Raw genomic sequence first — 13498 nt, 5'->3', positions numbered from 1 at the left:
AAGGAACGCCATGAAGGCACACGACGGCATGTACATCGACGGCGCCTGGCGACCCCCCGCCGGCCGGGACACGATCGAGGTCGTGAACCCGGCCGACGAGCAGGTGATCGGCCGGGTCCCGGCGGGCACCGCCCTGGACGTCGACACCGCCGTGACCGCCGCCCGCCGCGCCCTCGCGGGCTGGGCCGCCACCCCGCCCGCCGAACGGGCCGCGCGCCTGGCCGCCCTGCGGGACGCCCTGGTGGCCCGCAAGGATGAGATCGCCGAGACCGTCACCGCCGAGCTGGGCTCGCCGCTGAAGTTCTCCGAGGCCGTGCACGCCGGGGCGCCGATCGCCGTGGCGGGTTCGTACGCCGAACTGGCGGGGACGTACGCCTTCGAGGAGAAGGTCGGCAACTCGGTGGTGTACCAGGAGCCGATCGGCGTGGTCGGCGCCATCACCCCCTGGAACTACCCGCTGCACCAGATCGTCGCCAAGGTCGCCCCGGCCCTCGCCGCGGGCTGCACCATTGTCCTGAAGCCCGCCGAGGACACCCCGCTCGTCGCGCAACTGTTCGCCGAGGCGGTGGACGAGGCCGGCCTCCCGGCGGGCGTGTTCAACCTGGTCACCGGGCTCGGCCCGGTCGCCGGGCAGGCCCTCGCCGAGCACGAGGGGGTGGACATGGTGTCGTTCACCGGCTCCACCGCCGTCGGCCGCCGGATCGGCGCGACGGCCGGCGCCGCCGTCAAGCGGGTCGCCCTCGAACTCGGCGGCAAGTCCGCCAACGTGATCCTGCCCAGCGCCGACCTCGCCAAGGCGGTCAACGTCGGCGTCGCCAACGTCATGTCCAACTCCGGCCAGACGTGCAGCGCCTGGACCCGGATGCTGGTCCACCGGGACCGCTACGAGGAGGCCGTCGAACTGGCCGCGGCCGCCGCCGCGAAGTACGGCGAGCGCATCGGCCCGGTCGTCAACGCCAAGCAGCAGGAGCGCGTACGCGGCTACATCGAGAAGGGCGTCGCCGAGGGCGCCCGGCTGGTCGCGGGCGGCCCCGACGCCCCGCGCGAGCGCGGCTACTACGTCAGCCCCACCGTCTTCGCCGACGTCACCCCCGAGATGGCCATCGCCCAGGAGGAGATCTTCGGCCCCGTCCTGACGATCCTGGAGTACGAGGACGAGGACGACGCCCTGCGCATCGCCAACGGCACGGTCTACGGCCTGGCGGGCGCGGTCTGGGCCGGTCAGGAGGCGGAGGCGGTCGCCTTCGCCCGGCGGATGGACACCGGGCAGGTCGACATCAACGGCGGCCGGTTCAACCCCCTCGCCCCCTTCGGCGGATACAAGCAGTCGGGCGTCGGCCGGGAACTCGGCGCGCACGGACTGACCGAGTACCTCCAGACCAAGTCCCTCCAGTTCTAGGAGAGTTGCCTCCGCCATGGCCCTCGTTCGCGCCGCCGTCGTCCCCGCGATCGGCTCCCCGCTGGAGATCACCGGCATCGAGCTGCCCGAGCCCGGCCCCGGCCAGGTCCGCGTCAAGCTGGCCGCCGCCGGGGTCTGCCACTCCGACCTGTCCCTGTCCAACGGCACCATGCGGGTGCCGCTGCCCGCCGTCCTCGGCCACGAGGGCGCCGGCACCGTCCTCGCCGTCGGCGCGGACGTCACCCACCTCGCCCCCGGCGACGAGGTGGTCCTCAACTGGGCGCCGTCCTGCGGCACCTGCCACCCCTGCACCCTCGGCGAGGTCTGGCTCTGCGCCAACGCCCTGGCCGGCGCCGCCAACACGCACGCCCGCCGCGCCGACGACGGCACCGGCCTGCACCCCGGCCTGAACGTCGCCGCGTTCGCCGAGGAGACGGTGGTCGACGCCTCCTGCGTGCTGCCCGCCCCCGAGGGCGTCCCCCTCGCCGACGCCGCCCTGCTCGGCTGCGCCGTCCTCACCGGCTACGGCGCCGTCCACCACTCGGCGAAGGTGCGGCCCGGCGAGACGGTCGCCGTCTTCGGCGTCGGGGGAGTGGGCCTGGCCACCCTCCAGGCCGCCCGGATCGCCGGGGCGTCCACGATCGTCGCCGTCGACGTCTCCCCGGAGAAGGAGGAACTGGCCCGCGCCGCCGGCGCCACCCACTACCTGATCGCCTCCGAGACCACCGCCCGCGAGATCCGGGGCCTCACCGGCAAGCAGGGCGTCGACGTGGCCGTCGAGTGTGTCGGCCGCGCGGTCACCATCCGCACCGCCTGGGAGTCCACCCGGCGCGGCGGACGCACCACCGTCGTCGGCATCGGCGGCAAGGACCAGCAGGTCACCTTCAACGCCCTGGAGATCTTCCACTGGGGCCGCACCCTCGCCGGCTGTGTCTACGGCAACTGCGACCCGGCCCGCGACCTGCCGGTCATCGCCGACCACGTGCGGGCCGGCCGCCTCGACCTCGGGGCCCTGGTGACCGAACGCATCGCCCTGGACGGCATCCCGGCGGCCTTCGACAACATGCTGGCCGGCAAGGGCGGCCGGGCCCTGGTCGTCTTCTAGGGCCTGTCCGGCAGGCCCAGCGCCGGGGGCCGCTCCCCGGCCGCCGCCGCTCCGCCCCGGGGCCCGCGTGCCGCGGACCGGGCCCGGGGCTCCGGGGCCCCTGGGGTCAGCGCAGGGCCGCCGGCCCGATGCCGAGCAGCCCGGACAGCGCGCGTTCGCCCGCCGGGGTCACCTTCACCGCCCGCTCGGTGCCGATGCGGACGCACCAGCCCGCGTCCAGGGCGTGCCGGCACAGGGCCGCGCCCGCCACGCCCGCGAGGTGGGGCCGCCGCTCGGTCCAGTCCAGGCAGGGCCGGGCGAGCGGGCGGCGGCCGGTGCGGGGGAGCGGTATACCGGCACCGTCGAACCAGGCCAGCCCCGGTTCCGTCAGCGCGAACCCGGTGTCCTGGCGGAGCAGGCCCCGGGCGGTCAGCGCGTCGGTCACCGCGATGCCGAGCCGCCCGGCGAGATGGTCGTAGCAGGTCCGGCCGCGGGCCATCGCCGACCCGGCGCCGGCGGCGGCCAGGGTGCGCGGTCGCCCGAGTGCCGCCTCGGGCGCGATCCGCGCGGTGAGGTCCTCCACCAGGTGCGCCACCCGGTCGTCGGCCAGCCGGACGTACCGGTGCCGCCCCTGGCGTTCCTCCGTCAGCAGTCCGCCCGCGACCAGCTTGCCGAGGTGCTCGCTGACCGTGGAGGCGGCGACGCCCGCGTGCCGGGCCAGCTCACCGGCGGTCCACGCCCGGCCGTCGAGCAGCGCCAGCAGGCACGCGGCCCGGGTCTCGTCGGCGATCAGCGCGGCCAGCCGCGCGAGATGTCCTGCCTGGGGGTTGCGTGCCATGGGCCCAGCATGCCGCACCGACGCTTCGGTGCGGGCCGAAGCGTCGGTGCGGGCCGGTCCGCGGCTCAGCGGGCCGCGAGGACCTCTCCGCCCTCCGGCGCCGCTTTCGGGGCGGGCGCGGGCCGCCGCTTCAGCAGCAGGGTGGCGAGGAGGCCGACGGCCATGCCCGCCGCGGTGAGCAGCACCACCCGGAACTCGCCGTCGGCCGTGGCGGCCTTCAGCGCCCGGCCGGTCCGGCCCTCGGTGCCGATGTCGGCCAGGACGGTGAAGACCGCCAGGCCGATGGCGTTGCCGAGGTCGAGGGCGGTCGACGCCATGCCGTTGGCCACGCCCTGCTCGTGCGGGGCGGTGCCGGTCGCGGCCGCGATCCACATCGCGGTCCACACGATGCCCTGGCCGACGCCGGAGACGATGAGGCCGGGCACCAGCAGGGCGTAACCGGCGTCCACGTCGAAGCCGAAGGCGAGGGCGACCGTGCCGGCCACGCCCGCTGTTCGCGCTGGTCGAGACGGGCCCGGTGCCGCGCGGGGCCCTCCGGGAACAGGGCGCGTGCTGCGCGAGAGCGGAGTCATCCGGCAGCACCCCTCCGGCCGGGAGAACCTGCTCTCCCTGCGCCGCGAGGACCTCGACGCGCGCTACCCCGGACTCCTGGACGCCGTCCTGGCGGGCGCCGCCGCCGACGAGGCGCTCACCCGGGGGCCGGCGGGCGCCTGACCCGGCCAGCGGCCCTCGTCAGGCCGTCCGCCGCACCTCTTCGTACTGCTGCGCCAGCCCGTCCAGCAGCGCGGCCAGACCGGTCTCGAAGGCCCGCTCGTCGATCTTCTCCTGCTGCTCGGCGAGCTTGTGGGCCTGCTGGAGGTGGGGGTAGTCCTCGGGGTCGTAGGCGCCGGCGTCGTCCGGGAAGCCGCCCGCGAAGGAACCCAGCGCCGAGCCCATGACGAAGTAGCGCATCAGCGCGCCGATCGAGGTGGCCTGCGCCGGGGGCCAGCCCGCCGCGACCATCGCGCCGTACACCGCGTCCGCGAGGTGCAGCGCGGCCGGGCGGCGGCCGGGGCCGCGGGCGAGCACCGGGACGATGTTCGGGTGGTCGCGCAGGGCGGCCCGGTAGGAGACGGCCCAGTCGTGCAGCGCCGTCCGCCACGGCCGGCCGTCCTCGAACATCGACAGGTCGACCTGGGCGCTCACCGAGTCGGCGACCGCCTCCAGGATCTCGTCCTTGGTGCGGAAGTGGTTGTAGAGCGAGGGGCCGCTCACCCCGAGTTCCGCGGCGAGGCGGCGGGTGGAGACGGCGGCGAGACCCTCCGTGTCCACCAGGACGCGAGCCGCCTGGACGATCCGGTCGGTGCTGAGCAGGGGCTTGCGCGGTCGGGCCATGGCGCACATAGTAGGGCTGCGAAGAGAAACTAGCAGTGCTAATTTTCCTGTGAGGTGGGGCGCCATGGACCTGGAGCTGAGCGAGGAGCAGAGGGCCGTCCGGCAACTGGCCCGGGACTTCGTGGAGCGCGAGATCGCCCCCCATGTCGTGGCCTGGGACCGGGCCGAGGAGGTCGACCGGGCCATCGTGAAGAAGCTCGGCGAGGTCGGCTTCCTCGGGCTCACCGTCGACGAGGAGTACGGCGGCTCCGGCGGCGACCACCTCGCGTACTGCCTGGTCACCGAGGAACTGGGCCGCGGCGACTCCTCGGTGCGCGGCATCGTCTCCGTCTCCCTGGGCCTGGTCGCCAAGACGATCGCCGCCTGGGGCGACGAGGAGCACAAGCGCCGCTGGCTGCCGGGGCTCACCTCCGGCGAGTACGTCGGCTGCTTCGGCCTGACCGAGCCGGGCACCGGCTCCGACGCCGGGAACCTGTCCACCCGGGCGGTCCGTGACGGCGGCGACTACGTGATCAACGGCACCAAGATGTTCATCACCAACGGCACCTGGGCCGACGTCGTGCTGCTGTTCGCCCGCTCCACCGACGCCCCCGGCCACAGGGGCGTCTCCGCCTTCCTGGTGCCCACCGACACCCCCGGCCTGACCCGCCGCACCATCCACGGCAAGCTCGGCCTGCGCGGCCAGGCCACCGCCGAACTGGCCTTCGAGGACGTCCGGGTCCCCGCCTCCGCGATGCTGGGCGAGGAGGGGAAGGGCTTCCCGGTCGCCATGTCCGCCCTCGCCAAGGGCCGGATGTCGGTCGCGGCCGGCTGCGTCGGCATCGCCCAGGCCGCGCTGGACGCGGCCGTGAAGTACGCGGGGGAGCGGGAGCAGTTCGGCAAGCCCATCGCCCGCCACCAGCTCGTCCAGGAGCTGATCAGCGACATCGCCGTCGACGTGGACGCCGCCCGGCTGCTGACCTGGCGGGTCGCCGACCTGATCGACCGCGGGCAGCCCTTCGCGGTGGAGTCCTCCAAGGCCAAGCTGTTCGCCTCGGAGGCCGCCGTGCGCGCCGCCAACAACGCCCTCCAGGTCTTCGGCGGCTACGGCTACATCGACGAGTACCCGGCGGGCAAGCTGCTGCGCGACGCCCGGGTGATGACCCTCTACGAGGGCACCAGCCAGATCCAGAAGCTGGTCATCGGGCGCGCGCTGACCGGCGTATCGGCGTTCTGAGTACCCGCTCTGAGTATCCCGGCGGATGCGGCGGCGGCCGTGTCCGCCGACGCTTGTCCGCATGAGTGACACACCGGTCAAGCAGCACAGCACCGCCGCCTTCTACGGGCAGGCCGTCGCCTCGTTCGCGGTCGCCATCGTCGCCACCGCCATCGGCATCTTCAACCTGGAGGCCGACGCGTGGGTGCGCGCCTTCCTGGGGATCGCCGTCCTCTACCTCGTCACCTCCGCCTTCACCCTCGCCAAGATCATCCGCGACCGGCAGGAGGCCGGGCAGCTCGTCAGCCGGGTCGACCAGGCCCGGCTGGAGAAGCTGCTCGCCGCCCACGACCCGTTCGAGAAGCTCTGACCAGGGGTGCGCTAAGCGCCCGCTCAGCTTCGGCGGTATGGTGGAGCTCCTGTCACCGAGAGGGGCCAAGAGGCGATGAGTACGGCGGAGGAGACCAGGGGCGGCGACACCGAGCCCTGGAGCGAGGTCACCCCTGACGCGGCCCGGAAGCTGCTGGTCGCCGCCGTGGAGGCGTTCGCCGAGCGCGGTTACCACGCCACGACCACCCGGGACATCGCGGGGCGGGCCGGCATGAGCCCGGCCGCGCTCTACATCCACTACAAGACCAAGGAAGAGCTGCTGCACCGCATCAGCCGGATCGGCCACGACCGGGCGCTGGACATCCTGCGCACCGCGGCCCGGGGCGAGGGCGGTGCCACCGAGCGGCTCGCCGACGCGGTCGGCTCCTTCGTCCGCTGGCACGCGGGCCGGCGCACCACCGCGCTGGTGGTGCAGTACGAGCTGGACGCCCTCGGCCCCGAGGCGCGGGCCGAGATCGTGGCGCTGCGCCGGCAGTGCGACGCCGAGGTGCGCGGGATCATCGAGGACGGCATCGCCACCGGTGAGTTCCAGGTGCTCGACGTCAAGGGCACCACCCTCGCCGTGCTGTCGCTCTGCATCGACGTGGCCCGCTGGTTCAACATCGAGGGGCCCCGCACCCCGGACGAGGTCGGCGCGCTCTACGCCGACCTCGTGCTGCGGATGGTGGGCGCCGGGGACCGGGACGCGGGTCAGAGGTAGTAGCGCGAGACGGACTCCGCGACGCACACCGGCTTGTCGCCGCCCTCGCGCTCCACGGTGAAGGCGACGGTCACCTGCACGCCGCCCGTGACGTCCTCGACGCCGGCGATCGCCGCCGTGGCCCGCAGCCGCGAGCCGACCGGCACCGGGGCGGGGAAACGCACCTTGTTGGTGCCGTAGTTGACGCCCATCTTCACGCCCTCGACGGTGAGCAACTGCGGCCCGAACAGGGGCAGCAGCGACAGGGTCAGGTATCCGTGGGCGATCGTGGTGCCGAACGGGCCCGCGGCGGCCTTCTCCGGGTCCACGTGAATCCACTGGTGGTCGCCCGTCGCCTCGGCGAACAGGTCGATCCGCTTCTGGTCGACCTCCAGCCAGTCGGTGTACCCCAACCGCTCGCCCACCGCCGCCTTCAGCTCGTCGGCGGAGGTGAAGATCCTCGGCTCTGCCATCTGTTCCGGCCTCCCACGTGATGTCGATCCCGAGCGACCGCGAAGTCACCCCTAAGCAACTGCTTAGCATGGTCGGCCGGGCGGCCCCTGTCAACGGACCCGGTGGGTAGGGTCTGAGGAGTGCCTCAGATTCCAGAGAAGATCCACGAGCTCACCGTCGGCCAGCTCGCCGCGCGCAGCGGCGCCGCCGTCTCCGCCCTGCACTTCTACGAGTCCAAGGGCCTGATCAGCAGCCGCCGCACCCCGGGCAACCAGCGCCGCTACTGCCGGGACACCCTGCGCCGGGTCGCCTTCATCCGCGCCGCCCAGCGCGTCGGCATCCCCCTGGCCACGATCCGCGAGGCGCTCGCGCAACTGCCCGAGGAGCGCACCCCCACCCGGGAGGACTGGGCCCGCCTCTCCGAGGCGTGGCGCTCCGAGCTGGAGGAGCGCATCCAGCAGCTCAACCGGTTGCGGGACCACCTCACCGACTGCATCGGCTGCGGCTGCCTCTCCCTGGACACCTGTGTGCTGTCCAACCCCGACGACGTCTTCGGCGAGCGCCGGGGCGCCGGCTCCCGCCTGCTGGTCGAGCACCGCGGCGGGCCGCCCCGGCGGTAGCTCCCGCTCCGGACCGCCCGCGCCGAGTCACCCGGGCGGGCGGCGGCGGGTTCAGCACCGCCGGGGTTCCGCTGCTGCCCGCCGTGGCCGTGGGATGACCCGCGGCGGGACCGGACGGCGTCCCCCGTCGCCCGCACCCGGCCTCGCGCGCCGCGTCGCCCGCACCCGGCCTCGCGCGCCGCGTCGCCCGCACCCGGCCTCGCGCGCCGCGTCGCCCGCACCCGTTCGCTCTCGTGCCGACCCGTCGCCGTGCCCGGCCTCGTGCCGACCCGTCGCCGCGCCCGTTCGCTCTCGTGCCGACCCGTCGCCGCGCCCGGCCTCGTGCCGACCCGTCGCCGCGCCCGTTCGCTCTCGTGCCGACCCGTCGCCGCGCCGATCGCCGTCACGCGGGCCCGTCGCCGTGCCCGGCCGGCGTCACGCCGGGACCAGCAGGCGTTCGCGCCTGGCCATGGCCAGGGCCTCCTGGGTGAGCACGGGGCACGGCACCAGGATTCCGCAGTCCGTGCAGACCGGGCCCTCCGAGGGCTCGTGGTCGAGGTCGTACCGCCAGGTCAACTGCTCGCCCGCGCACGCCGGGCAGACCGCCCCCGGCTCCCGTTCCAGCGCGGCGATCAGCCGGCGCAGCACCTCGGCCAGCGGCTCACGGGGGTGCAGCCTCGGGTCGTCGCACCACGCCACGCCGAAACCGCCCCAGGTCATGCGGTGCCAGTCGTCCACGCTGCCGGGCCTGCGCAGCCCGTCGTGCTTCTCCTTCCTGCGGCGCGCGGCGAAGTCCACCTCATAGGCGAGCCACACCTTCCGCGCCTCTTCCAGCTCGTCCAGCGCGGCCACCAGCCGCGCCGGGTCGGGTGACCTGTCCTCGGGCCCGAATCCCCACCGCGAGCACAAGTGGTCCCAGGTCGCCCGGTGCCCGTAAGGGGCGAACCGCTCAAGGCACTTGCGCAGCGAGTAGCGCCGCAGCGCCAGATCGCAGCGTGGATCGCGGACTTGTCTCGCCAGACTCCGGAAACCGGCCATCGCCCTGCACCTCCGTCACATCTGCACCTGTGTTCCGGTCACTTCGGCGTCGCTGTACGGCCGTCGCACGGACGTCGCCGAATAGACGTATCGACACCCGAATCGGCTCCATCCGGTGTCCGACGGCTGTCGTCAGTCCTTCCCCGTGTCGCGTGAGTCGGCCTCCGTGATCTGTGTATCCCCTGTGCCCGCTCCGAAAAGTGACGCATGTTCATCTTCATTCCCCGGGATACCGGCGGTAACGTCCCGGGCCCATCCCCGTCGGGAGGAGCCGCCATGTTTCGGCGCACCCCACGCAACGTCCTCGTCAGACTGAGAACTCCCCGCGGATTCCACGGGTTCCTGAAGTCCGCGTCCATATGCGTCCTCATTGCCGGGCTTTTGTCACCGCTTTCCCCGGCATTGGCTGCGGACACAACCCCGGGCACGAATCAGGACACGGCCGCGGCCGCCGCAGACGACCACTGCGGCGGTCGGTGTTCCGACATCCTGCCGCCCGGCCAGAACGGCAACGCCACCCTCGCCCAGATCCTGCTCAACCAGGCGTTCGGCACCCAGCCCGCGCACGCCGAGGACCAGCTCGGCCCGTACGCGAACCTCGCCACCGGCCACACCTCGCTCACCGACGACAAGATCAACAGCTTCTTCAACGATGCCTCGTTCGGTGTCCCCGCCGACCAGGTCGCCTCCACCACCCGCCCGGCCGGCCGCACCGACGTGACGATCGTCCGGGACAAGAAGACCGGCGTCCCGCACATCACCGGCACCACCCGCTACGGCACCGAGTTCGGCGCCGGTTACGCGGCGGCCCAGGACCGGCTGTGGCTGATGGACCTCTTCCGGCACGTCGGACGCGGCCAGTTGACGCCCTTCGCGGGCGGCGCCCCCGCCAACCAGGGCCTCGAACAGCAGTTCTGGCGCACGGCTCCCTACACCGAGGCCGAACTCCAGGCGCAGATCGACAGCGCCGCCGCCCGAGCGGGCGAGCGCGGCGAACTGGCCCTCGCCGACGTCGACGCCTACGTCGCCGGGGTCAACGCCTACATCGACGCCTCCGACAAGGGCCGCTACTTCCCCGGCGAGTACGTCCTGACCGGCCACAAGGACGCGATCACCAACGCCGGCACCATCGAGCACTTCAAGCCCACCGACCTGGTCGCGCTCGCCTCGGTGATCGGCGCCCTGTTCGGCTCCGGCGGCGGGGGCGAGGTGGACAACGCCCTGTCGCTGCTGGCCGCCCAGCAGAAGTACGGCGTGCGCGAGGGCACCGAGGTCTGGGAGTCCTTCCGCCAGCGCAACGACCCCGAGGCCGTCCGCACCGTCCGCGACGGCAGCTTCCCGTACCTGCCCCGCCCCGCGGACCCGCAGGGCCGCGCCCTGCCCGACCCCGGTTCGGTGACGCCGGAACCGCTGCTCCACGACCGTACCGGCAGCGCGGCGTCCACCACCGCCGACCGGGCCTCGGCACAGGCGGCCCTCGGCTCGGCCCGGCGCGGGATGTCCAACGCCCTGGTCGTCAGCGGCGAGCACACCGCCAGCGGCCACCCCGTCGCCGTCTTCGGCCCGCAGACCGGGTACTTCGCCCCGCAACTGCTGATGCTCCAGGAGATCCAGGGCCCCGGCATCAGCGCCCGCGGCGCCTCCTTCGCGGGCCTGAGCATGTACGTCGAGCTGGGCCGCGGCCAGGACTACGCCTGGAGCGCGACCACCTCCGGGCAGGACATCATCGACACCTACGCCGTCGAGCTGTGCCAGGACGACTACCACTACCTGTACCGCGGCACCTGCACGCCGATGGAGAAGATCGAGCGGAAGAACGCCTGGAAGCCCACCGTCGCCGACGGCACCGCCGCCGGGTCGTACACGATGCGGGTCTGGCGCACCGAGTACGGGCCGGTGGAGTACCGCGCGACCGTCGACGGCAAGAAGGTCGCCTACACCTCGCTGCGCTCCTCGTTCCTGCACGAGACCGACTCGATCATCGGCTTCCAGATGCTGAACGACCCCGACTACGTCAAGGGTCCCGAGGACTTCCAGCGGGCGACCCAGCACATCAACTACACCTTCAACTGGTTCTACGCCGACGCCGAGCACACCGCGTACTACAACAGCGGTGACAACCCGGTCCGGGCGGCCGGCGTGGACGCCGACTTCCCCGTCCGGGCGCGGCCGGAGCACGAGTGGCGGGGCTGGGACCCGGCGGCCAACACCGCCGAGTACACGCCGCCCTCCGCCCACCCCCGCTCCACCGACCAGGACTACTACGTCTCCTGGAACAACAAGGTGGCCGCGGACTACTCGGCGGCCTCCTGGGGCAACGGCTCCGTGCACCGCGGCGACCTGCTCGACGACCGGGTGCGCGCCCTGGTCGCGGAGGGCGGGGTGACCCGGGCCGCGCTGGTCCGGGCGATGGCCGACGCGGGGCTGGCCGACCTCCGCGCGGAGGACGTCCTGCCGAAGCTGCTCGAAGTGATCGACTCCGCGCCGGTGACCGACACCGCCGCCAAGGCGGCCGTCGACCGGCTGCGGGCCTGGCTCGCGGCGGGCGGCAAGCGCACCGAGACCTCGGCCGGCTCCAAGAAGTACGCCCACGCCGACGCCATCCGGGTCCTGGACGCCTGGTGGCCGCTGCTGGTGCGGGCCGAGTTCGCCCCCGGCCTGGGCGACGACCTCTACACCGCCTTCACCCGCAATCTGTCCGTCGACGAGTCCCCGTCCGCCGCCCACGGCGCGACCGGCGCGCACGCCGGCAGCGCCTTCCAGTACGGCTGGTGGAGCTATGTCGACAAGGACATACGGGCGGTGCTCGGCGAGCCCGTCAAGGGCCCGCTGGCCCGCACCTACTGCGGCGGCGGCGACCTGGGCGCCTGCCGGGACGCGCTGCTGGGCACCCTGAAGGAGGCGGCGGCGAAGACGGCCGCGCAGGTCTACCCCGGCGACGACGCCTGCGCGGCGGGCGACCAGTGGTGTGCCGACTCGATCGTCCACCGCACCCTGGGCGGCATCAAGCACGGCGGGATCAGTTGGCAGAACCGGCCGACCTACCAGCAGGTCGTGGAGTTCACCTCGCACCGGTGACGCGGGCGGGCGGCGGGGCGGCCGGCCGGTCCGCCCCGCCGCCCGCACACCGGAGCCGGCCGTGCCGCACGACCGCCGGAGGTCACCGGTACAGCAAGTACCGGCCGCGCACCCGGCGGAAGGCCGCCAGCTCCTCCTGCCAGGCGCCCACCACCTCGTCGGTGTCCGCGCCCGCGTCGATCATCGTGCGCACCCGGGTGGAACCGGTCAGCCTGTCGATCCACTGGTCCGGCCGCCAGGCGAAGCCCGACCAGACCCGCTTGGCGGTCACCAGCAGGCCGATCCCGGTGCGCACCGGGTCGAACGCGGCCCGGTCGTGCACATGGAGCTGCACGCCCCCGACCGTCTTCCCCTGGAACTTGGAGAAGCTCGGCGCGAAGTACGCCTCCCGCAAGCGCACCCCGGGCAGCTCCAGCTCGTTGGCGGCGGCGGCCCACGCCCCGTCGATACCCTCCGCGCCGAGCAGTTCGAAGGGGCGGGTGGTGCCGCGCCCCTCCGACAGGTTGGTGCCCTCGAACAGACAGGTGCCGGAGTACACCAGGGCGGTGTCCGGCGTCGGCATGTTCGGGCTCGGCGGCACCCAGGGCAGCCCCCAGGCGTCGTAGAACTCCGACCGCCGCCAGCCCGTCATCGGCACCGTCGACAGCTCCACCGGCGCGGTCAGGAACTCGCCGTTGAACAGGCGTGCCAGCTCCGCGACGGTCATGCCGTGCGCCTGGGCGATCGGCTCGCGCCCCACGAAGGTCGCGAACTCCCGGTGCAGCACCGGCCCCAGCGCCGCCCGCCCGGTCACCGGGTTCGGCCGGTCCAGCACCACGAACCGCTTGCCCGCCAGTCGCGCGGCCGCCATGCAGTCGTACAGCGTCCAGATGTACGTGTAGAAGCGCGCGCCGACGTCCTGGATGTCGAAGACGACGGTGTCCACGCCCGAGGCCGTGAACACGTCGGCGAGCGGCTGCCCGCTCTTGAGGTACGTGTCGTAGACCGGCAGGCCGGTCGCCGGGTCGTCGTAGCGGCCCTCGGAGCCGCCCGCCTGCGCGGTGCCCCGGAAGCCGTGCTCCGGGCCGAAGACGGCGGTCAGGCCGACCCGGTCGTCGGCGTGCATCACGTCCACGATGTGACGTACGTCCCGGGTGACGCCGGTCGGGTTGGTGACGACGCCGACCCGCTGCCCCTCCAGGAGCGCGTAGCCGCCGGCCGCGAGCCGCTCGAAGCCGGTGCGCAGCCCGCGCCCGCCGCCGCGTGCGGGGGCCGCCTCGGCGGCGCCGCCGGTGGCCGCCACCACGGCCGGGGCGGCGAGCAGGGTCCGTCTGGACAGTGTCATGGCGGTGACCTCCGTGGTCGCGGCGGCTGACATGGCCACGCACGCTA

General features: G+C 73.6%; 13 protein-coding genes and 1 pseudogene. 8 read left to right on the top strand and 6 right to left on the bottom strand.

Annotated elements, in window-relative coordinates; translation table 11 throughout:
• Positions 1 to 10 precede the first annotated feature (10 nt).
• Both ACFY32_RS10305 and ACFY32_RS10300 read left to right on the top strand, forming a co-directional pair.
• Entirely contained in the window at positions 11 to 1399 is a 1389-nt protein-coding gene (locus ACFY32_RS10305) for an aldehyde dehydrogenase family protein (RefSeq protein ID WP_359202137.1), read from the top strand.
• Positions 1400 to 1415: 16 nt separating this feature from the next.
• Positions 1416 to 2504 (top strand): Zn-dependent alcohol dehydrogenase, encoded by a 1089-nt coding sequence (locus tag ACFY32_RS10300; RefSeq protein WP_359202139.1) that lies wholly within the window; start codon positions 1416 to 1418, stop codon positions 2502 to 2504.
• Positions 2505 to 2610: 106 nt separating this feature from the next.
• On the opposite strand, the gene ACFY32_RS10295 is transcribed toward ACFY32_RS10300, so the two are convergent.
• Both ACFY32_RS10295 and ACFY32_RS10290 read right to left on the bottom strand, forming a co-directional pair.
• A complete protein-coding gene (locus tag ACFY32_RS10295; protein WP_359202141.1) occupies positions 2611 to 3321 on the bottom strand; it encodes a winged helix-turn-helix domain-containing protein in 711 nt (236 codons plus the stop codon).
• A gap of 65 nt (positions 3322 to 3386) precedes the next feature.
• Positions 3387 to 3806: a hypothetical protein gene (locus ACFY32_RS10290; RefSeq protein ID WP_390673882.1), complete on the bottom strand. Its 420-nt coding sequence runs from the start codon at positions 3804 to 3806 to the stop codon at positions 3387 to 3389.
• Between the two features lie 61 nt (positions 3807 to 3867).
• On the opposite strand from ACFY32_RS10290, the pseudogene ACFY32_RS10285 reads away from it, so the two are divergent.
• Positions 3868 to 4035: pseudogene (locus tag ACFY32_RS10285) on the top strand (transcriptional regulator); the annotation flags it as partial.
• A gap of 18 nt (positions 4036 to 4053) precedes the next feature.
• Here the strand turns inward: ACFY32_RS10285 and ACFY32_RS10280 are convergent.
• Complete coding sequence (locus ACFY32_RS10280; protein ID WP_359202145.1) at positions 4054 to 4695, bottom strand: TetR/AcrR family transcriptional regulator; 642 nt, start codon at positions 4693 to 4695, stop codon at positions 4054 to 4056.
• A gap of 64 nt (positions 4696 to 4759) precedes the next feature.
• Here ACFY32_RS10280 and ACFY32_RS10275 point away from each other — a divergent pair, with 64 nt between their 5' ends.
• From ACFY32_RS10275 to ACFY32_RS10265, 3 genes are all read left to right on the top strand, one after another.
• On the top strand, positions 4760 to 5911 hold the full coding sequence (locus ACFY32_RS10275) for an acyl-CoA dehydrogenase family protein (protein ID WP_390673881.1): 1152 nt from the start codon (positions 4760 to 4762) through the stop codon (positions 5909 to 5911).
• A gap of 61 nt (positions 5912 to 5972) precedes the next feature.
• Positions 5973 to 6260 carry a YiaA/YiaB family inner membrane protein gene (locus ACFY32_RS10270; protein WP_359202149.1) on the top strand — a complete coding sequence of 96 codons (288 nt, stop codon included), beginning with the start codon at positions 5973 to 5975 and terminating at the stop codon, positions 6258 to 6260.
• 75 nt (positions 6261 to 6335) lie between these two features.
• Positions 6336 to 6980, top strand: a complete 645-nt coding sequence (locus tag ACFY32_RS10265) for a TetR/AcrR family transcriptional regulator (RefSeq protein WP_359202151.1) — start codon at positions 6336 to 6338, stop codon at positions 6978 to 6980.
• On the opposite strand, the gene ACFY32_RS10260 is transcribed toward ACFY32_RS10265, so the two are convergent.
• Positions 6971 to 7432 (bottom strand): MaoC family dehydratase, encoded by a 462-nt coding sequence (locus tag ACFY32_RS10260; protein WP_359202153.1) that lies wholly within the window; start codon positions 7430 to 7432, stop codon positions 6971 to 6973. The two genes, ACFY32_RS10265 and ACFY32_RS10260, sit on opposite strands and share 10 nt — an antisense overlap.
• Positions 7433 to 7552: 120 nt before the next feature.
• Between ACFY32_RS10260 and soxR the strand changes: the two genes are divergently transcribed.
• Positions 7553 to 8032, top strand: coding sequence for a redox-sensitive transcriptional activator SoxR (soxR, locus tag ACFY32_RS10255; RefSeq protein WP_359202155.1), 480 nt, complete (start codon positions 7553 to 7555; stop codon positions 8030 to 8032).
• A 414-nt stretch (positions 8033 to 8446) separates the two neighbouring features.
• Here the strand turns inward: soxR and ACFY32_RS10250 are convergent, their stop codons facing one another.
• Positions 8447 to 9049, bottom strand: a complete 603-nt coding sequence (locus tag ACFY32_RS10250) for a hypothetical protein (RefSeq protein WP_359202157.1) — start codon at positions 9047 to 9049, stop codon at positions 8447 to 8449.
• Between the two features lie 276 nt (positions 9050 to 9325).
• Between ACFY32_RS10250 and ACFY32_RS10245 the strand changes: the two genes are divergently transcribed.
• Positions 9326 to 12127 carry a penicillin acylase family protein gene (locus ACFY32_RS10245; protein WP_390673880.1) on the top strand — a complete coding sequence of 934 codons (2802 nt, stop codon included), beginning with the start codon at positions 9326 to 9328 and terminating at the stop codon, positions 12125 to 12127.
• A gap of 82 nt (positions 12128 to 12209) precedes the next feature.
• Here the strand turns inward: ACFY32_RS10245 and ACFY32_RS10240 are convergent, their stop codons facing one another.
• A complete protein-coding gene (locus tag ACFY32_RS10240; RefSeq protein WP_390673915.1) occupies positions 12210 to 13451 on the bottom strand; it encodes an exo-beta-N-acetylmuramidase NamZ domain-containing protein in 1242 nt (413 codons plus the stop codon).
• Positions 13452 to 13498: the final 47 nt, after the last annotated feature.

The organism is Streptomyces sp. NPDC000134 (assembly GCF_042899225.1).
Lineage (GTDB): Bacteria > Actinomycetota > Actinomycetes > Streptomycetales > Streptomycetaceae > Streptomyces.
Note: the sequence above shows the minus strand (reverse complement) of the source record. Positions and strands in the feature narration are given on the sequence as shown.

Bases quoted from the DNA above. Each gene is read 5' to 3' on its own strand.
- ACFY32_RS10265 (WP_359202151.1), top strand. From the start codon at position 6,336: ATGAGTACGGCGGAGGAGACCAGGGGCGGCGACACCGAGCCCTGGAGC.
- ACFY32_RS10240 (WP_390673915.1), bottom strand. From the start codon at position 13,451: ATGACACTGTCCAGACGGACCCTGCTCGCCGCCCCGGCCGTGGTGGCG.
- ACFY32_RS10270 (WP_359202149.1), top strand. From the start codon at position 5,973: ATGAGTGACACACCGGTCAAGCAGCACAGCACCGCCGCCTTCTACGGG.
- ACFY32_RS10250 (WP_359202157.1), bottom strand. From the start codon at position 9,049: ATGGCCGGTTTCCGGAGTCTGGCGAGACAAGTCCGCGATCCACGCTGC.
- ACFY32_RS10295 (WP_359202141.1), bottom strand. From the start codon at position 3,321: ATGGCACGCAACCCCCAGGCAGGACATCTCGCGCGGCTGGCCGCGCTG.
- ACFY32_RS10275 (WP_390673881.1), top strand. From the start codon at position 4,760: ATGGACCTGGAGCTGAGCGAGGAGCAGAGGGCCGTCCGGCAACTGGCC.
- ACFY32_RS10280 (WP_359202145.1), bottom strand. From the start codon at position 4,695: ATGGCCCGACCGCGCAAGCCCCTGCTCAGCACCGACCGGATCGTCCAG.
- ACFY32_RS10305 (WP_359202137.1), top strand. From the start codon at position 11: ATGAAGGCACACGACGGCATGTACATCGACGGCGCCTGGCGACCCCCC.
- ACFY32_RS10260 (WP_359202153.1), bottom strand. From the start codon at position 7,432: ATGGCAGAGCCGAGGATCTTCACCTCCGCCGACGAGCTGAAGGCGGCG.
- ACFY32_RS10245 (WP_390673880.1), top strand. From the start codon at position 9,326: ATGTTTCGGCGCACCCCACGCAACGTCCTCGTCAGACTGAGAACTCCC.
- ACFY32_RS10300 (WP_359202139.1), top strand. From the start codon at position 1,416: ATGGCCCTCGTTCGCGCCGCCGTCGTCCCCGCGATCGGCTCCCCGCTG.